Genomic DNA, 19,745 nt, shown 5'->3' with positions numbered 1-19,745 from the left:
TGAGTTTGCTATGTCTGCTTATATTGCACCAAGTCAAATCGCTGAGAGACAGTTTGCCTACTTCGAAGGTAAGCACGTTTTGGTCGCTGGAGAAGCTGAAGATCTTTTTCCCGTCGAACTTACTAAACACTGCCACTCTGTCACTGTCTTCACCACTAACTATGGTTACCATCGACAGTTGAGCGCATACTCGCAGGTGACAAGTGTCTTTGGTGCTGAATTTAATCAGCAGACTCAAGCCGATATGGTGCTGCTCTACTGGCCGAAAGCAAAAGCCGAAGCGGAATACTTGCTCGCTATGCTGATGGCAAAACTTGGCAAAGACACAGAGATCGTGGTTGTCGGGGAAAACCGTTCAGGTGTGAAAAGCATCGAGAAAATGTTTAAGCCGTATGGCTTGATTACCAAATACGATTCTGCACGTCGCTGCTCATTCTACTGGGGACAGTGTACACAAACTCCCGCTCCGTTTGAGCTGCAAGCTTGGTTTAAAACCTATCAAGTTGAATATCAGCAAACTTCGCTGACGATTAAGAGCTTGCCAGGTGTATTCAGTCATGGTGAGTTTGATATCGGTAGTAAGCTACTGCTTGATACGCTACCTAACCTAAGCGGCAAGGTGCTCGATTTGGGTTGTGGTGCCGGTGTTATCGGTAGTGTGATGGCACTATTGAATTCAGATATTGAGCTAGAAATGTGCGACATCAGTGCATTAGCAGTGGCATCGAGCAAAGCAACCTTAGAAGCCAACGGCTTAACAGGTAAAGTCTTTGCCTCTGATATCTATTCTGATACCAGTAACGATTATGACTTTATCATTAGTAACCCGCCGTTCCACGCGGGACTAGATACTAGCTATAGCGCAACAGAAACCTTACTTGCCGAAGGTCCAAAGCAGAGCGCAAACCAAGGTCACTTGTACATTGTCGCCAATAGCTTTTTAAAGTATCCACCGATTATTGAGCAAGCTTACGGTAATTGTGAGACGCTAAATAAGACCAGCAAATTCGCTATTTACCACGCGAAAAAGTAATTTAACCGCCCAATCCCTCACTTGGATTGGGCAATATCCCACCTATAGCCATTAAATTTGAGCCACTCTCCACGCTTTGATCGCAACTTACTTGTCAAAGTAAAAAAACTCGTTAATTTTGTCATCTTAGGAAAATAACGTTTTGTCTCGCTTATCTGGGGCGCCCTCTTCCATATAAGCAGTATTGTTACGGAAACTAAACTCAGGCTATGTTTAAGTTTTATCGAAAACAGAAGTTTAAACGCCTTCAGAGTACCTTAATGCTGGCATTTTTAGTGTTGAGTATTACCCCTCTGACGGTAATTGCGATCTTTTTCTTACAATCCCACACTCAAGATCTTCAAGAGCAAAGTACCTCACACCTAACCTCGGTTCGAGATAGTAAGCGCCAACAAGTGATCGATTACTTATACGCCAAGGAGTCTGAGGTAATGGGCTTTGTCCGTTCAGAGTTAGCCTATGCCAGCGGTGGGCGTTTCTACGGTTTAGTCAACGCATTTAGCAGTCTTGGCTTAGACATGGAGCAAGCACGTGAGTACGCTCAACGCCGTTATATCCAAGGCTCTGGTGACCAAATCAAAACCTCGATATTACCTCAATCAAGTGTCTATAACGGCACAGAGCGCTACCGCCTGCTCCACAAACGATATCACTGGGCATATCTAGAACTTCTAAAACGTTCTGACTTTGATGATATTTTGCTTGTCGATAGAGAAGGCAACGTCACCTACTCGATCTACAAACATGATAACTTTGGTACTAACCTTCTGACGGGTAAATACAAAGACGATAACCTGGGTAAAACCTTTGCTAAGCTGCGTAATCTGGTCAACGATAAACGCAAAACCAATGAAGATTTTACCCCTCTGATCATTTCCGACTTCTCTAATGAACAAGGAAAAACCGTAGCTTGGCTTGGAGCTCCTATTATCCAGCAAGGCTACCTACACAGTTATGCGATGTTCAGGTTGCCAAACAATGCCATCACCAAATTGGTCGCCGACAAAAGTAATTTAGTGTCGATGAAGACGCTGTTGGTTGGCTCTGATCATCAATCACGTACCCTTGCCTACCAACAAGAAGATATTGATAAAAGTCGTCAAGTGGTCGACCTAGCCCTTGCAGGCGCAACCGATGTCGGCACTTATACTAATACGGAAAGTGAAGCGATTATTGCCGCTTACAGTCCAATTTCGTTCAAAGGTATTGATTGGGCTATCGTGGTAGAAGTGCCAGAAAGCGTCGCCTTCGCCCGTGTCCACCAGCTCGAAACCCTATTTATCTTCGCCATGCTTAGTGCCATTCTTTTGGTTGTCATGGCCTCGCATTATTTGTCGAACTTCATCACTTCCCCGCTGCTGCAACTGACTTGGGCAGCAGAGAAAGTATCGGCGGGCGATCTTGATGCGGACATGAACAACACCCAGCGCAAAGATGAAATCGGGCGCTTGGCGATCAGCTTCGAGCGCATGCAGCGCTCCATTAGAGAGAAGATCCTGTTAATCAAACAGCAAAATGAAGAGCTAGAAAGCAATCTACAGCTAATCCAAAAACAAAACGAAGAACTGCAATTGGCAAATAAGCTCAAGGATGAGTTCTTAGCCACCACTTCCCATGAGCTACGCACACCACTTCATGGTATGGTTGGCATTGCTGAAGCGCTCGCCTCTGGTGCCAATGGCCCGATCACTTCTGAGCATAAGTATCAGCTCGATATCATCATCAATAGTGGTCAACGTTTAGCGACCTTGGTTGATGACCTGCTCGACTATCACAAAATGCGCTATGGCAATCTAGATATCGAGACCAGTGCCGTCGATTTATCAGGCTCTACTCGTTTGGTATTAGAACTTTCCTCTCACTTGATAGGCTCCAAACCTCTGCGGATTATTAATCAGGTTCCAGATGAACCTGTCTGGGTCAGTGCTGATCCGCAACGACTAGAGCAAGTTCTCTATAACTTAGTCGGCAATGCGATTAAGTACACCAGCGAAGGAAAAATCGTTATTTCTGCTAGTGTGGTAGATGACAACATTCGCGTTCAAGTGGTCGATACAGGGCAAGGTATCCCAGCCGATCAACTTGACCACATCTTTGAGCCTCTTATTCAAGCCGGCAGTGACGCGAGTCGTTATCGTCAAGGAGCTGGGTTGGGCTTGTCGATTAGCCGTCAGCTAATTGAACTGATGCAAGGTACGCTTTACGTCAGCAGCCAACCTATGGTTGGAACCACCTTTAGCTTCACTTTGCCAATCGCCAACACGGAACAAATTGAGCAAGCAAACCATTATGAATCAGCTCATTTTAAAGCACCAAACTCTGGTGAGGTTGAACTAGAAGAACCGACAAGCTTACCCGAAAATCCAGACGGACCGCTATTACTTGTTGTCGACGACGAACCCGTAAACCTGCGAGTATTGGATAGTTTCTTACGTTTGGAAGGTTATCGTGTTCGAACTGCGAAAGATGGTCATGAGGCACTTGAAGCCATCACTAAGGAAAAGCCTGAGCTGCTGCTACTGGATATCATGATGCCGGGAATGAGTGGTTACCAAGTGTGTGAATCCCTCCGCGAGACCTACGATCATGCGCAACTACCCGTGATCATGTTAACTGCATTAAACCAAACTGATGATCGGGTACGCGGCTTTAATGCGGGTGCCAACGACTATCTTTCCAAGCCATTTAATAAGCAGGAGCTGGCTGCTCGGATCGTCGCTCACCTCACAGCAAGTAAAGCAGAACAGCGTCGAATCGAAAATCAGCAGCTTCAACAAGAGCTAAAACATCGGGCGATTGTAGAAGCCAGTTTGCTTGAAACACAAGGCCGACTACTTGAGCAACTTGAGACTGCTCCTGAAGCCATTGTCTGTGTACGAGAAGACAATAAGATTCGCTTCGCCAACGAGGCTGCATCAAGACTGTTTAAACGCTCAACCGAACAACTTAAACGTTCAAGCGCCGACGAAATCATTGCACCTAAGTTCCTCAACGTAGAACAGGAACACTACTGCGGCACCATTGACGTCTATGTAGAAGATGTGAGGCAACACCTATCGGCGGATATCCTTAAACTACCTGAAGGTGCTGGACTGCGCTCTATGTACATCTTTAACGTGGGTGGTGGTATCAATGCGGCGCGTATTAACAACCTAGAAACCGCTATTGAGGCGTTATCTAGCTTCGCTTTTGAAGGGGATAAAGCCAAACTGCAAGAGCTTAAAGAATTAGGCGGAGAATTTACTCGCTTGGCCGATCGAGCAACAAGCGACAACAAATCAAAACAAGAGGTGATGCGCGAAGTATTGGTAGAAGCGATGACCAGCGCGCTTATTTATTGGGAGTCGGTAACCGGCCAAACTAAGTTTGCTTTTGCTGAACAAAGTGGTTTGTGGCGAGTTTATCTCGACCGGAGTACGCTGCAAACCCGTACCTTGGACAAATACCTCCGGCCAGAAACCCTGCCGAAAACACCACGCTGGAGAACCGTATTAAGCTCTCTCGATTACATTCTCGAACACTGCAATGAACAAAGTCCAGAGAGAACCCATATAGAAGGATTACGCGATAAATTGCAGTATTTGCTCACTAGTTAACGTGTAGCGACAAACCAACCAAAGCCTGCTTGTGCAGGCTTTTTTATTACCTAACTACAATGACTTCAGCACCTGCTGATAACGTTAATACGCTGCGTAAAACAACTCTAACAAGGTGTTATTTTCAAGCTTTATCACTTGCTCTATTTTACCGAAACAGGCTTATTATTCTCTCTATTGAACAAATAAAGCTCATATTGCGAAGCCAATCACAACAAGACGGCAGTTTTTATTTAGTGGAAGAAATTAACGCTTTAAGGCACACGTGACTAAGATCTCAAGATATATAAATGGAAGAATACCTTTTACGTTTAAACATCCGTAGAGTAAGTAAGCACTAACAAGGTAAGTTCAATAGGTAACTTAATGCGACTCACCTCAAACTCAATTATTTGCCCAAAAATCGCTCCCACCACGCTTTTTTAACATTATTGACGTCATAATTAGGGGTTTTGACGATTTTGACGGGAATAGCAATTGCGAAAATTGACGTTAAGGTGTTTTCTTACTGTGCCTAAGGCCTACAGGCCACTCTAGACAACTCGCCTCCTCCGGCGAAAAGTTACCTACAGAGGTAGGCCTTAGTGAGTGTTATTCAATTGATGACATTCCATCCATTAGTGAAATGAAAGCAAATAGTAAGGAACAGCTATGCTTGCCAACATTAAAAAAACAGCACTAGCAACAGCAATTATCGCAACAGCAGCAACTGGTTTTACTTCAGTAGCCGCTGCAGCTGAACGCAGTGAATTAACTATCCACCCTAAAGAGTTCACCACTTTCGTACGTAACTTTAACCCATACCTAGGTGCAACGAACTTACACACAACGACAGATTTCCTATACGAGCCACTTGTTGTTTTCAACGAGATGCATGGTAATACACCTGTATTCCGTCTAGCAGAGAACTACACCATTGCAGACGATCTACTTAGCGTTGTATTTGACCTACGTAAAGGTGTGAAATGGTCTGATGGCGAAACCTTCAACGCGGATGATGTGATCTACTCATTTAATCTAGTGAAAGAGAAGCCTGAACTTGATCAAAGTGGTATCAACTCTTGGGTTTCTAGTGTCGAGAAATTGAACGACTACCAAGTTAAATTCAATATCAAAGAAGCGAACTCAAATGCTCCTTACGAAATTGTTAAAGTACCTGTAGTACCTCAGCACGTATGGAGTAAAGTAAAAGATCCATCAACGTTCACAAACGAAAATCCAGTAGGTTCTGGTCCGTTTACTGAAATCGCGACTTTCACTCCACAACTTTACATTCAGTGTGAAAACCCGAACTACTGGGATGCAGATAACCTAGATGTAGACTGTCTGCGCGTCCCTCAGATCGCAAACAACGACCAATTCCTTGGTAAAGTTGTAAACAGCGAAATGGACTGGACTTCATCATTCATTCCAGACATCGATCGTACCTATGCAGCGGCAAGTCCTAAGCACCACTATTGGTACCCGCCAGCAGGTACACAAGCATTCGTTGTTAACTTTAAGCACCCTGACGCAGCTAAAAATGAAGCGTTAACAAACGTTGATTTCCGCCGCGCATTCTCAATGGCACTTGACCGTCAAACGATTATCGACATTGCATTCTACGGCGGCGGTACAGTGAATGACTTCGCTTCAGGTCTAGGTTATGCATTTAAGACTTGGTCTGATGAAGGCATTCATAAGAAATACCAAGGTTACAACACCTACAACGTTGAAGGCGCTAAAAAGCTGCTAGAAAAAGCTGGCTTTAAAGATGTTAACAATGACGGTTTCGTAGACACTCCATCAGGTAAGTCTTTCGAACTTCTGATTCAATCTCCTAACGGTTGGACTGACTTCAACAACACAGTTCAACTAGCGGTTGAGCAACTTGCTGAAGTAGGTATTAAAGCAAAAGCTCGTACTCCAGACTTCTCTGTGTACAACCAAGCGATGCTAGAAGCTACGTATGACGTTGCTTACACCAACTACTTCCACGGTGCGGATCCACACCTATACTGGAACAGTGGCTACAACTCTGAGCTACAAGCTGGTGACGGTATGCCTCGCTTTGCAATGCACTACTACAAGAACGACAAACTTGATGGTCTTCTTAACAGCTTCTACAAAACAGCTGATAAGAACGAGCAGCTAGAAATCGCTCACGGCATTCAGGAAATCATTGCTAAAGACCAGGTAACGATTCCAGTACTGTCTGGTGCATACATGTTCCAATACAACACAACTCGCTTTACTGGTTGGTGGAACGAAGAAAATCCAAAAGGCCGTCCAAACATTTGGGCTGGTATCCCAGAGCGTCTACTACACGTACTGGACCTAAAACCAGTTAAATAAGTAGTTGTTCTAACTATGCGGCATACATTCCGTATGCCGCAAAATCCCCCTCACTGTTACCAGTTTGTCATGTGGCGCTAGTCGTCAGGGGATTGTTCGCTCTAAATTTTCGTTTTCGCTAGGGCGACCTGAAGCCAGAAACAGGGAAAATCTGGGTAAGTAAGGTGTAAGTTATGGGTTATTTTTTAAGACGTTTGTCGTTCTATTTGGTCGCGCTGTTAGTTGCTGCGACGCTAAACTTTATTATTCCACGTGCGATGCCGGGCGATCCGGTCACCATGATGTTTGCAAACGCATCGGTTCAGGTAACTCCTGAACGTATTGCAGCAATGAAAGAGCTGCTAGGTTTCGTCGATGGCGGTCTATTTGTTCAGTACATCGCATATATGAAAAACATTCTTAGCTGGGAACTGGGTACTTCAATCCAATTCTACCCGCTATCTGTAAACAAACTGCTTGGTGGTGCATTTGGTTGGTCACTGTTCCTTGCAGGTTCAGCCGTAATCCTTTCATTCTCGTTAGGTTCTATCTTAGGCATCTTCGCCGCATGGAAGCGCGGCAGCAAGTACGATGCTTTCGTCACGCCAGGTATGCTCATTATTCAAGCCGTCCCTCAAGTTGTTATTGCGATGCTAGCGCTCTTTACTTTCGCAATCGGCTTGAAGTGGTTCCCAACAGGATATGCCTACACAGCAGGTACAGTGCCTGAATGGACAAGCTGGGAATTCATCAAAGACGTCGCCTACCACGCCATCCTACCGCTGTTCTGTGCTTCTGTGGTTCAGATCGGTGGCTTCTTGATCAACATGCGTAACAACATGATTAACCTACTCGCCGAAGACTACATCACCATGGCGAAAGGTAAGGGTTTGAGCGAAAACCGCGTTGTTTTCAACTACGCAGCGCGAAACGCACTACTGCCAAGTGTGACTGCCCTTTCAATGTCACTCGGTATGGCGATTGGCGGTCAGCTAATTGTAGAAATCATCTTTAACTACCCAGGGCTTGGTACGGTTCTACTTAACGCGATTCACGCACGTGATTACCAGGTTCTTCAAGGTCAATTAATCATTATGACGCTGTTTATGCTGTCATTTAACTTAATTGCAGATATGGCTTATGTCGTTCTAGACCCTCGCCTGCGCAAGGGAGGAAAATAATTATGAAACAACTATTTAAGCTAATCTTAGGTAACGCATACGCACGTGTCGGTTTAGCCATTGTCTCAGTGTTCTTACTTGTCGCGATTTTCGCTCCGGTACTGACTAAGCATGCTCCAGATAAGAGAACAGGTAATCCACATGAGTACCCAGGTTTTGTTGTCACCTCAGCAAAAGCTGACCCAGATGGTTGGATTGCACAAAACCTAGCCACTGATCGCCGCACTATGATCATGTCGAAAAAAGCCGATCACGTTCTTGGCACTAGCCGTATGGGCCGCGATATTTGGTCTCAGCTTGTGCACGGTGCGCGTATTTCTCTCGGTGTCGGCTTTGGTGCGGGTATCACAGTGTGTCTACTTGCAACCATCATCGGTATTTCAGCAGGTTACTTCGGAGGCCGTGTTGATGACGTGTTAACCGCCGCGATGAACATCATGCTGGTTATCCCTCAATATCCATTGCTATTCGTTTTAGCCGCCTTCATTGGTGAAGCAGGACCACTAACCATTGCCATCATTATCGGCTGTACCTCCTGGGCTTGGGGCGCGAGGGTTATTCGCTCACAAACGCTTGCCTTGCGAGAAAAAGAGTTTGTTAAAGCCGCTGAAGTGCTTGGTGAGTCCTCTTTCCGCATCATCTTTGTTGAGATTCTGCCGAACTTAATTCCAATCGTTGGCGCGAGCTTTATTGGCTCAGTGATGTACGCAATTGGTATGGAATCTATCATTTCGTTCCTTGGTCTAGGTGACCCGAATACCATTAGTTGGGGCATCATGCTTTACAACGTTAACCAATCATCTGCGATGCTAATCGGCGCATGGTGGGAAGTTCTAACACCTTGTATTGCACTTACTGTACTGGTTACTGGTCTAGCACTGCTTAACTTCGCAGTCGATGAGATTGCCAACCCTCAGCTACGTTCACATAAAGGCATGAAGCGTTGGAAGAAGCTTGCAGCTCAAGACAAGAAAGAACGTACACCTGAAATGCCACCTCAAAATGCACTTTGGAGCGGAGATAAATAATTATGACTAGCCCACTTATTTCTATCCGCAACCTTTGCGTTGACTATATTACTGATGCTGGCGACGTCCGTGCTTGTAACAATGTCAGCTTTGACATTGCCCCAGGTGAAGTGTTTGGCCTAGCAGGCGAGTCTGGTTGTGGTAAATCAACCGTTGCCTTCTCGCTAATGCGCCTGCATAAGCCGCCTGCATTCATTACCGGTGGTGAGGTTATCTTCAATGGTGAAGATATCCTTAAGTACAGTGACGAGCGTATGCAGTCGTTCCGTTGGAGCGAGATGTCAATGGTGTTCCAAAGCGCAATGAATGCTTTGAACCCAGTACTGACCATGGAAGAACAGTTTTGTGACGTCATTATGCGTCACACCAACATGACTCGTGAGCAAGCTCGTAAACGCGCTGAAGGTCTGTTAGAGATTGTCGATATTCACCCTAGCCGACTCACTGACTACCCGCACCAGTTCTCGGGTGGCATGCGTCAACGCTTGGTGATTGCGATCGCTCTCGCGCTCAATCCGAAGATGATCATCATGGATGAGCCAACCACAGCACTGGATGTAGTAGTTCAACGTGAGATTCTGCAAAAGATCTATGCGCTGAAAGAAGAGTTTGGCTTCTCAATCCTATTCATTACCCATGATATCTCTTTGATGGTCGAGTTCTCTGACCGTATCGGCATCATGTACTCAGGTGAGTTAATTGAAGTTGCGCCTTCGAAACAGATTCTAGAAAGCCCTTACCACCCTTATACCAAGGGGTTAGGTAGTTCTTTCCCTCCATTAACTGGGCCAAAAACAAAGCTGACTGGTATTCCAGGAAACCCTCTCAACCTACTGGAAATTCCACAAGGTTGTCGTTTCCAAGCACGCTGTGACCGTGTTCACGAGGCATGTACTCGCGTACCAACTCAACTACGACAAATCGAGCCTAATCGTTTCTCAAATTGCCACCTTTATGGTGACCCGATAGCTCAAAGCAAACTCTAGCGAGCCATTGAGAAATAACTATAAAGATTACTGGAGACAATTATGAGCAAAGAATTTGGCGAGCTATTGGTAGAAGGGAAAAACCTAGTTAAAGATTTCCCGATCAGTAGCAATGCATTACAACAGCCAATGATGCGTGCCATCAACGACGTATCATTCAAAATGTACAAAAGCCGCGGCCTGTCTGTGGTTGGTGAATCTGGTTCAGGTAAATCAACAACCGCCAAGATGATCGCAAAGATGTATGCACCAACCGATGGTGTGATTGAGTACAAAGGTCGTGATATTCAAACCATCGACTCACGTTCTGACTTAATGGCGTACCGCGAAGGTGTGCAGATGGTTTGGCAAGACCCATTTGGCTCGCTAAACCCGACCCACAATATCTTCCACCACATTCTTCGTCCGCTGCTGATCCATAAAAAAGTGGATCCTCGCAACAAGAAAGAGCAGGAAGAACGTGTATACGATTTACTCGAACAAGTTGGTCTTATCCCACCGAAAGAGACCGCACAAAAGTTCCCCCATCAGCTATCTGGTGGTCAGCGTCAGCGTGTCAACTTAGCACGCAACATCGCGGTAGGTGCGGAAGTGGTCTTGGCCGATGAGCCGACTTCAATGCTGGATGTTTCGATTCGTGCTGGCGTACTTAACCTGATGGAAGAGATGAAGTTTGAGAAACAAATGTCTCTGCTTTACATCACTCACGATATCGCTACCGCACGCTACATCGCAGAAGATCTCGCGGTTATGTATGTCGGCCACATGGTTGAATGGGGCGACACTGAAGAGATCATTCATAACCCTCAGCACCCATATACACAACTATTAGTTTCTGCGGTACCTGATCCGAGCAAATCGATTCACGAGAAACTCAAAGGTAACAAAGGCGAGATCCCACTCTGGACGCCAGTCTCTGTAGGCTGCCCTTTTGCCGGTCGATGCCAACACGCTTCAGATAAATGTCGCGAACAGTTACCAGAAGTGACTCAGCTTTCTGATAACCACTTTGTTCGCTGTTACCTATACGAAAACTAAAACCTAAAGAGCCAAGATTTTCTTGGCTCAACAAACAAGATTGATTTTTCGGAGATTTTAATGCTGCTACTTACTAACCATATTGGTTATGAAGCCCTTGGGCCAAAGCAGGCTGTTTTGATGACCGGCAAGACACGACTTTCATCTACCACTGCGTTGTTAGTTTGTGCCGACAGTCATCAAACTGTGGCAACTTTTGCTATTGAGAAAGGCACAAAGGTCGCTAATTGGCACCAAGGGAGTTTTTTTCGTATTGAATTCTCTGATTTTGAACAAGCAGGACGCTTCTATCTAAGAGTTGAAAACCTGCGCTCTGAAGTGTTTGCGATTGAGCAAGGCTTACTGCTCAACACAACCTTTTCCGACCTGCTCCACTACTTCAAATCACAGCGATGTGGTGGCCGCTTTGACAAACAAGACAAACAGATCCCTATTCTCGGCAGTGATCAAACCGTCGATGTTCAAGGCGGTTGGTATGATGCCTCAGGAGATGTCAGCAAATACCTAAGTCACCTGTCGTATGCCAATTATCTAAACCCACAGCAAACTCCGATGGTAGTTTGGAACATGCTCAAAGGTTTAGAACTTGTAGGCAGCGGAGATGCTTTACCCGCGTTCTCTAAAGTTCGCTTAGTTGAAGAGGCGCTATTCGGCGCAGATTTCCTAGTACGAATGCAAAATGAAGCCGGTTACTTTTACATGACCGTCTTTGATAAGTGGTCGAAAGATACCAAACAGCGAGAAATTTGTGCCTACGCCACTCAAGAAGGTCACAAGTCTGAAAACTATCAAGCAGGCTTTAGACAAGGTGGCGGTGTCGCTATCGCAGCTTTAGCTCAGGCAGCTCGATTAGATGAATCCGGTGAGTTTACTCGCCAAGAATACTTAGCAGCTGCTGAGAAAGGCTATTGGCACCTTAAAGAGTTTAACCGCCAATACCTAGATGACGGCCAAGAGAACATCATTGATGAGTACTGTGCATTGCTAGCAGTGACTGAGCTGCTGCGTACAACAGAAAGTGAACAGTATCTTGAAGAGTGCCGCTACTGGAGCAATCAACTGGTCTCACGTCAGCAAAGTGACCAAAACTTCAACCATTACTGGGCAGCCAACCAAGATGGTAGTCGCCCATACTATCACGCCGCTGAAGCCGGCCTGCCAGTTATCGCTCTATGTGAGTACCTCAATGTTGAGCCTAACGCTCAACGAAAATCACAAGTGACCGAAGTGCTCAATCGTGCGGTGAAGTTTGAACTGACGATTAGCAATAGTGTTGCAAACCCGTTTGGTTATCCTCGCCAATACGTCAAATCTGTTGATGGTGAAAAGCGAGATGCATTCTTTGTCGCGCAGAACAATGAAACCGGTTATTGGTGGCAAGGAGAGAATGCACGTTTAGGCTCTCTCAGTAGCATGGCATTTTTTGCCCTTGCGCATATTGAAGATCACACAACGAAGCAACAGCTCCTCGCATTCGCCCAAAACAGTCTTAATTGGATCTTAGGCCTTAACCCTTACCATATGTGCATGCTGGATGGGCATGGCATCAACAACCCAGATTACCTGCCACAGCTTGGATTCTTTAATGCAAAAGGCGGTATTTGTAACGGTATTACCGCAGGCTTTGAAGACGAAAACGACATCGCCTTTAACCCAGAGAAACAGAAAGACGACATGCTGCAAAACTGGCGTTGGGGAGAGCAATGGATTCCACATGGTGCTTGGTATTTACTCGCGATAGTAAGTCAATTCGCTCACTTCAATACTGAGGAGACAACCAATGAGTAAGTTATTTGTTGGTGTTGATGGTGGCGGTACTTCCTGCCGCGCCCGAATTCGTGATGAACAAGGCAACTTAATCGGCGAAGCGAAAAGCGGTAGCGCCAATATTTTGCTAGGTGTTGAAGTTGCAATGGCTTCGATTGTTCAAGCCATTACCGAAGCCGCTGCTCAGGGTGGCTTAAATTCCAATGATTTTGCTCGTATGCATCTTGGCCTTGCTCTCGCAGGTGCTGAGCAAAAATCAGCATGGCAAGCCTTTATGGATCTACCACACCCATTCGCATCTATCGTGCTAAACACCGACGCTTACGGTGCCTGTATTGGCGCTCATAATGGTGATGCTGGTGCAATTATGATAGCAGGCACAGGTTCATGTGGTATCTACCTTGAAAATGGTCAACAACACGTCGTCGGGGGTCGCGAATTCCCGATATCAGATCAAGGTGGTGGCGCTGTTATGGGCCTACGCCTTATTCAAAATGTCCTTCTTGCTCAAGATGGTATTGGCGAGAAGACCCCACTTGTTCAGCATGTTCTCGCTCATTTCAACCATGATGTTGACCAAATAGTGGAATGGTCTAAATCGGCATTACCAAGAGATTACGGACAATTCTCTCCTGCAATTTTTCAACACGCTCATCAAGGCGATAGCTTAGCAATCGATATGCTTAAGCAGACAGCTGCAGATATTGAAATGTTCCTAGTAGCACTTAATCGTAACGGTGCCACTCGCATCTGTTTAATGGGTAGTATTGCCGAGCGCATCAAAGCTTGGCTTTCACCACCAGTACAGTCTTGGATCGTTGAACCGCAATTTGATGCCATTGAGGGCGCAATCATGTTTGCCGATCAACCTGAGCACAATCTGTATTAAGGATAAGATTATGAGCTTTCGCGTCGAACTTGCTGTCCTATCCGAACAAAAGCAGTTTTGCCGTTTTGGTTTAACTTTGCATAACCTCACCGATCAATCACTCGACAACTGGCAACTGCAGTTCATCATTGATCGCTTTATCTTGCCTGATAGCTTCACTCATGGAGAAATCAAACAAGTTGGTAGTTTCTGCACCGTCAAACCTGACATACAAGTTCTTGAAGCAAATCAGCACTACTACTGTGAGTTCAGCATTAACACTGCCCCTCTTCGCTTTTATACAGACGGTCTAAAAGACGCGGTCATTATCGCTAATGATGGGCAAGAGAAGCATCAGGTGATCCTCACCCCGATAGCTCTTGCCTCACCATATCGTGAACGCGCTGAGTTACCTAGTGTTGATAGGCCTGAAATTGCGCTAATTCCAAAGCCAAATAAGGTCGAGCTATTTGATGGTAAGTTCCAACTGACTCGCTCTAGTCAAATTACTTTGCAAGCTAATCTAGCCGAGAAAGCCGCAACATGGCTGCAGCTAGAGCTAGAAAGGCTGTTTGATTTTAAAGCTCAAACCATAGGTCATAGCGAGATTGTTTATCGCAATAATCCGACTCTTGATGAAGGTGAATACCAACTTACGGTGAGTGGTACAGGCGTTCGACTTGAAGCAGGATCTCGTTCTGGCTTTGTTCATGCCAGCGCAACCCTGTTGCAATTAATTGAGCAAGATGGCGACCACAACTTATCTCTCCCGTGTATTAAAGTCGTTGATGCGCCACGTTTTAAGTATCGCGGCATGATGTTGGATTGTGCTCGCCACTTCCACTCAGTTGAGATGGTGAAGCGTTTAATCAACCAACTCGCCCATTACAAATTTAATACCTTCCACTGGCACCTAACCGATGACGAGGGATGGCGTCTGGAAATCAAAGCGCTACCAGAGTTAACCAAGACTGGCGGATACCGCGGAGTTGGGACGGCGCTTGAACCTCAGTACAGTCACCTAGCTGACATCTATGGCGGTTATTACAGCCAACAAGAAGTCAAGGAAGTGATTGCTTACGCGGACGAACGCGGGATCAACATAATTCCAGAGATCGATATTCCAGGTCACTGCCGTGCGGCGATCAAGTCTTTACCAGAGCTATTACAAGATCATAATGATCGTTCTCAATATCGCAGTATTCAGCACTACAACGACAATGTGCTCTCGCCAGCCCTTGCTGGCACTTACGAGTTCCTCGACAAGGTTTTGCAAGAAGTCGCTGAGCTATTCCCCTCCCCTTGGGTTCATATTGGTGCCGATGAAGTGCCTGACGGCGTGTGGCTAGAAAGCCCTGCCTGCCAAAAACTGATGCAAGAGAAGGGTTATCAGAGCGCTAAAGAACTCCAAGGTCATCTTCTCGGCTATGCGGAGAAAAAGCTTCGCTCACTGGGGAAACGCATGGTGGGTTGGGAAGAGGCTCAACACGGCAATAAGGTGAGCAAAGATACGGTTATCTACTCTTGGCTCAGTGAAGAGGCGGCTCTTAACTGCGCTAAACAAGGTTTTGATGTCATTTTACAGCCGGGTCAATCGACTTATTTAGATATGACCCAAGACTACAGCCCAGAGGAACCTGGGGTCGATTGGGCAGCAGTTATCCCTCTTGAAAATGCTTATCGCTATGAGCCACTAGCGCAAGTCCCTGACAACGATCCAATAAGAAAACGCATTTTGGGTATTCAGTGCGCGCTATGGAGTGAAATCGTCACACAACAAAATCGCATGGATTACATGGTTTTCCCACGGCTCACTGCTATGGCAGAAGCTTGTTGGACAGAGAAATCCGAACGGGATTGGGAAGACTATTTAGCACGGTTAAAAGGCCATTTGCCTTTACTCGACAGACAAGACATTAACTATCGTCAACCGTGGAAATAACACTGGAGCGAATGGTGAGCATTCGCGGTTTTCACTAGCTTAAATTTTTGGCTGCCAAAGTGGCAGCTTGGTAAAAAGGAAATCAACATGAAATACGGCTATTTCGATAACGACAATCGTGAATACGTCATCACCCGACCAGACGTACCTGCGCCATGGACTAACTACTTAGGCACAGAGAAGTTCTGTACTGTCATCTCGCACAACGCAGGGGGGTATTCATTCTACAACTCCCCTGAATATAACCGTGTTACCAAATTCCGCCCTAACGCAACTTTCGATCGCCCGGGTCACTATGTTTACCTGCGCGATGATCAAACTGGCGATTACTGGTCAATCTCATGGCAGCCAGTCGCGAAAAGCTTAGATGAAGCAAGCTATGAAGTGCGTCACGGCTTGTCATATTCAAAGTTTAAGTGTGATTACAATGGCATTGAAGCAACGAAAACGCTCTTCGTACCAAAAGGTGAAGATGCGGAAGTGTGGGATGTTGTGATTAAAAACACTTCTGATAAGCCGCGCACTATAAGTGCCTTCTCATTTGTTGAGTTCTCATTCAGCCACATTCAGTCTGACAACCAGAACCACCAAATGTCTCTTTACTCAGCAGGAACTGAGTACAAAGATGGCGTGATTGAGTATGACTTGTATTACAACACCAACGACTTTGAAGGTTTCTATTACCTAGCTTCTACATTCGACCCTGACTCATACGATGGTCAACGTGATAGCTTCCTGGGTCTATACCGCGACGAAGCGAATCCAATCGCCGTTGAACAAGGTAAATGTACCAATAGTGCGCAAACTTGTTACAACCACTGTGGTTCGTTACACAAGCAGTTCACTATCCAACCTGGCGAAGAAGTGCGTTTTGCCTACATTCTGGGTATCGGTAAAGGCAATGGTGAACGTCTACGTGAAAAGTATCAAGACCTTGCGAATGTCGATGCTGCGTTTGCAGGTATTAAAGCCCACTGGGACGAGCGCTGTGCTAAGTTCCAAGTGAAATCGCCGAACGAAGGCCTAGATACTATGATCAACGCTTGGACTCTATACCAAGCTGAAACCTGTGTGGTTTGGTCTCGCTTTGCTTCTTTCATTGAAGTCGGTGGACGTACTGGTCTTGGCTACCGAGATACTGCTCAAGATGCGATTTCAGTCCCTCATTCAAATGCAGCAATGACACGTAAACGTCTTGTTGATCTTCTACGTGGTCAGGTTAAAGCTGGTTACGGTCTGCACCTATTTGATCCTGATTGGTTTGATCCTGAAAAAGCCGATGTTGAGCCTTCAAAATCTCCAACCGTGGTTCCAACGCCATCGGATGAAGATAAGATCCACGGCATCGAAGACACTTGTTCGGATGATCATCTATGGCTAGTTCCTACCATCTGTAAGTACGTGATGGAAACTGGCGAGCATAGTTTCTTCGAGGAAGTCATTCCTTACGCAGACGGCGGAGACGCAACAGTTTACGAGCATATGAAAGCCGCCCTCGATTTCTCGGCGGAATATGTCGGTCAAACCGGTATCTGTAAAGGTTTGCGTGCAGACTGGAACGACTGTCTAAACCTAGGCGGCGGTGAATCTTCTATGGTTTCATTCCTCCACTTCTGGGCTCTGCAAGAGTTTATTGACCTAGCGAAATACTTAGGTCGCGATGCAGATGTAGAGAAATACACCGAAATGGCGGCCAATGTTCGTGAAGCGTGTGAAACGCACCTTTGGGATGATGAAGGTGGCTGGTACATCCGCGGCCTGACCAAAAATGGTGACAAGATCGGTACTGCGCAACAGACCGAAGGCCGTATCCATTTAGAGTCAAACACTCTTGCCGTTCTATCGGGTGCGGTATCGCAAGAGCGCGGTGAAAAAGCGATGGATGCCGTAGATGAGAATCTATTCTCAGAATACGGTCTACATCTTAACGCCCCTTCATTTGCAACACCTAACGATGATATCGGCTTTGTCACTCGTGTATACCAAGGCGTAAAAGAAAACGGCGCGATCTTCTCGCATCCAAACCCGTGGGCGTGGGTAGCAGAAGCGAAACTTGGTCGTGGTGACCGCGCAATGAAATTCTACGATGCGCTCAACCCATACAACCAAAACGACATCATAGAAAAACGTGTTGCTGAACCATACTCATACGTGCAGTTCATTATGGGTCGTGACCACCAAGATCATGGCCGTGCCAACCACCCTTGGTTGACGGGCACTTCGGGTTGGGCTTACTTCGCGGTAACCAACTTCATCTTAGGTGTACGTACCGGTTTTGATGGTTTGACCATAGATCCATGTATTCCAACTGACTGGCCTGGTTTTGAGGTCACTCGTCAGTGGTTAGGTGCGACCTACAACATCAAGGTCGAAAACCCAAGCTCAGTAAGCAAAGGCATTAAGTCGATCACGGTTAACGGACAAGCAGTGACAGGTGCTGTTCCAGTTCAAGCGGAAGGCAGTGTCAACGACGTTGTGGTTGTTCTTGGTTAACGCCAGCAATAAGCCTCTTTCGAGAGGCTCTTTTACTTAAAGGATTATCACTATGATTAAATTTGGAACAGGTGGCTGGCGCGCATTCATTGGCGAAGAGTTTACTAAAGACAATGTTCGCTTAGTGGCTCAAGCTCTGGCCAACATCATCAATCAAGAACAAGTGGCTGAAAAAGGGTTCGTAATTGGTTACGACCGCCGTTTTTTATCAGATAAAGCAGGCCGCTGGTTTACAGAGGTTTTAGCTGCAAACGGCATTACCGTCAGCTTTATCGACAAGTTCGTACCAACGCCAATTGTGATGTTTAAGGCCAAAGAAATGGGCTGTGCCTACTCTGCCTGCATCACCGCTTCACATAACCCAGCTGACTACAATGGCATTAAGGTCTTTATTCAAGGTGGGCGTGACGCTGATGAAATCATCACTGAAAAGATCGAAACGCAAATTAGCCAGCTAAGCGCTGAGCAGGTTAAGTCGGTTGATTTCGACCAAGCGGTTGAAGACAAACTGATCGATGTCATTAACCCAATGAACGAGTTTGTCGATTCAATCATTAACTTCATTGATATTGAATCAATTAAAAAAGCCAACTTGCGTGTTTTGATCGACCCTATGTTTGGTGTGGCGAAAAACGCATTGCAAACGGTACTGATTAATGGCCGCTGTGATGTCGATGTGATCAATGATGGCAAGAACCCAGATTTTGGTGGTTTGATGCCTTCACCGAGTGCTGCGACCTTATATAGGTTAAAACACCTTGTAGCCGCCGAGGGGTACGACATTGGTATCGGAACCGATGGTGACGCAGACCGTTTAGGCATCATCGATGAAAAAGGCCACTTTATTCACCCTAACGAAGTGCTGATCCTGCTCTACTACTACCTACTAGAGTACAAAGGCTGGAAAGGCTCCGTGGTTCGTAATATTGCCACTACACATATTCTCGATAAGATCGCCGCTGATCATGGTGAGAAATCATTTGAAGTGCCTGTGGGCTTTAAACATATCAGTTCACAAATGGAAGCCGATGATTCGCTGATTGGTGGCGAAAGTTCTGGTGGCCTTACCATCCGTGGACACATTAAGGGTAAAGACGGTGTTTTCGCCTCTAGCCTATTGGTTGAAATGATCTCTGTGACCGGCAAGAAACTGTCCGAGCTACTGGATGAGATATATGGCAAGTATGGCTATGCCTATACCGCTGAGGGAGACTGTACGTTTAAGCCAGCCCAAAAAGAGGTGCTCTACAATCGTATTTACGTTGAAAAACAATTGCCTGATTTTGAGTTTGAGATAGACAAGGTGAGCTATGAAGATGGCGCTAAGGTCTACTTCAAGAATGGTGGTTGGGTGATTGCGCGCTTCTCGGGTACTGAACCACTACTGCGTATCTTTGCTGAAATGGCAGATAAAGAGACCGCCGAGCAGGTCGTACAACAAGTCAAAGCGTTTTTACAACTCTAATTAACTGAATTCACTTCCCTATAGGTGAATACAAT

The 19,745-nt window shown here is 46.0% G+C and carries 12 protein-coding genes; all 12 read left to right on the top strand.

Annotation, left to right across the window (positions count from 1 at the left end):
• The first annotated feature begins 10 nt into the window (after positions 1-10).
• The 12 genes from rsmC to AC6R16_RS20490 all read left to right on the top strand — a co-directional run bounded on the left by rsmC (position 11) and on the right by AC6R16_RS20490 (position 19,710).
• Positions 11-1,033, top strand: a complete 1,023-nt coding sequence (gene rsmC, locus AC6R16_RS20545) for a 16S rRNA (guanine(1207)-N(2))-methyltransferase RsmC (protein WP_500675572.1) — start codon at positions 11-13, stop codon at positions 1,031-1,033.
• 209 nt (positions 1,034-1,242) lie between these two features.
• The gene (locus AC6R16_RS20540) at positions 1,243-4,629 is read left to right on the top strand and encodes a response regulator (RefSeq protein WP_500675571.1); all 3,387 of its coding nucleotides are present in this window, start codon (positions 1,243-1,245) and stop codon (positions 4,627-4,629) included.
• Positions 4,630-5,280: 651 nt separating this feature from the next.
• Positions 5,281-6,963, top strand: a complete 1,683-nt coding sequence (locus tag AC6R16_RS20535; protein WP_500675570.1) for an ABC transporter substrate-binding protein — start codon at positions 5,281-5,283, stop codon at positions 6,961-6,963.
• 173 nt (positions 6,964-7,136) lie between these two features.
• The gene (locus AC6R16_RS20530) at positions 7,137-8,123 is read left to right on the top strand and encodes an ABC transporter permease (protein ID WP_004742646.1); all 987 of its coding nucleotides are present in this window, start codon (positions 7,137-7,139) and stop codon (positions 8,121-8,123) included.
• A 2-nt stretch (positions 8,124-8,125) separates the two neighbouring features.
• Positions 8,126-9,151: an ABC transporter permease gene (locus AC6R16_RS20525; protein ID WP_500675569.1), complete on the top strand. Its 1,026-nt coding sequence runs from the start codon at positions 8,126-8,128 to the stop codon at positions 9,149-9,151.
• 2 nt (positions 9,152-9,153) lie between these two features.
• On the top strand, positions 9,154-10,137 hold the full coding sequence (locus AC6R16_RS20520) for an ABC transporter ATP-binding protein (protein ID WP_500639254.1): 984 nt from the start codon (positions 9,154-9,156) through the stop codon (positions 10,135-10,137).
• Positions 10,138-10,179: 42 nt separating this feature from the next.
• Positions 10,180-11,175 carry an ABC transporter ATP-binding protein gene (locus AC6R16_RS20515; protein WP_004742643.1) on the top strand — a complete coding sequence of 332 codons (996 nt, stop codon included), beginning with the start codon at positions 10,180-10,182 and terminating at the stop codon, positions 11,173-11,175.
• A gap of 60 nt (positions 11,176-11,235) precedes the next feature.
• The gene (locus AC6R16_RS20510) at positions 11,236-12,963 is read left to right on the top strand and encodes a glycoside hydrolase family 9 protein (protein ID WP_500675568.1); all 1,728 of its coding nucleotides are present in this window, start codon (positions 11,236-11,238) and stop codon (positions 12,961-12,963) included.
• Entirely contained in the window at positions 12,956-13,831 is an 876-nt protein-coding gene (locus AC6R16_RS20505) for a glucosamine kinase nucleotide-binding domain-containing protein (RefSeq protein WP_500675567.1), read from the top strand. Before AC6R16_RS20510 ends, AC6R16_RS20505 begins: the two co-directional genes overlap by 8 nt.
• 10 nt (positions 13,832-13,841) lie before the next feature.
• Positions 13,842-15,752: a beta-N-acetylhexosaminidase gene (locus AC6R16_RS20500; protein WP_500675566.1), complete on the top strand. Its 1,911-nt coding sequence runs from the start codon at positions 13,842-13,844 to the stop codon at positions 15,750-15,752.
• A gap of 87 nt (positions 15,753-15,839) precedes the next feature.
• Positions 15,840-18,245 carry a glycoside hydrolase family 94 protein gene (locus tag AC6R16_RS20495; protein ID WP_500675565.1) on the top strand — a complete coding sequence of 802 codons (2,406 nt, stop codon included), beginning with the start codon at positions 15,840-15,842 and terminating at the stop codon, positions 18,243-18,245.
• Positions 18,246-18,297: 52 nt separating this feature from the next.
• Positions 18,298-19,710 (top strand): phosphoglucomutase/phosphomannomutase family protein, encoded by a 1,413-nt coding sequence (locus AC6R16_RS20490; protein WP_004742638.1) that lies wholly within the window; start codon positions 18,298-18,300, stop codon positions 19,708-19,710.
• The last annotated feature ends 35 nt before the right edge of the window (positions 19,711-19,745 follow it).

Source organism: Vibrio sp. R10-SG3-ISO10 (assembly GCF_059834185.1).
The sequence above is the reverse complement of the archived record's forward strand: the minus strand, read 5'-3'. Positions and strand labels throughout refer to the sequence as shown.

Bases quoted from the DNA above. Each gene is read 5' to 3' on its own strand.
- AC6R16_RS20540 (WP_500675571.1), top strand. From the start codon at position 1,243: ATGTTTAAGTTTTATCGAAAACAGAAGTTTAAACGCCTTCAGAGTACC.
- AC6R16_RS20500 (WP_500675566.1), top strand. From the start codon at position 13,842: ATGAGCTTTCGCGTCGAACTTGCTGTCCTATCCGAACAAAAGCAGTTT.
- AC6R16_RS20505 (WP_500675567.1), top strand. From the start codon at position 12,956: ATGAGTAAGTTATTTGTTGGTGTTGATGGTGGCGGTACTTCCTGCCGC.
- AC6R16_RS20490 (WP_004742638.1), top strand. From the start codon at position 18,298: ATGATTAAATTTGGAACAGGTGGCTGGCGCGCATTCATTGGCGAAGAG.
- AC6R16_RS20530 (WP_004742646.1), top strand. From the start codon at position 7,137: ATGGGTTATTTTTTAAGACGTTTGTCGTTCTATTTGGTCGCGCTGTTA.
- AC6R16_RS20515 (WP_004742643.1), top strand. From the start codon at position 10,180: ATGAGCAAAGAATTTGGCGAGCTATTGGTAGAAGGGAAAAACCTAGTT.
- AC6R16_RS20535 (WP_500675570.1), top strand. From the start codon at position 5,281: ATGCTTGCCAACATTAAAAAAACAGCACTAGCAACAGCAATTATCGCA.
- rsmC (WP_500675572.1), top strand. From the start codon at position 11: ATGTCTGCTTATATTGCACCAAGTCAAATCGCTGAGAGACAGTTTGCC.
- AC6R16_RS20510 (WP_500675568.1), top strand. From the start codon at position 11,236: ATGCTGCTACTTACTAACCATATTGGTTATGAAGCCCTTGGGCCAAAG.
- AC6R16_RS20520 (WP_500639254.1), top strand. From the start codon at position 9,154: ATGACTAGCCCACTTATTTCTATCCGCAACCTTTGCGTTGACTATATT.
- AC6R16_RS20525 (WP_500675569.1), top strand. From the start codon at position 8,126: ATGAAACAACTATTTAAGCTAATCTTAGGTAACGCATACGCACGTGTC.
- AC6R16_RS20495 (WP_500675565.1), top strand. From the start codon at position 15,840: ATGAAATACGGCTATTTCGATAACGACAATCGTGAATACGTCATCACC.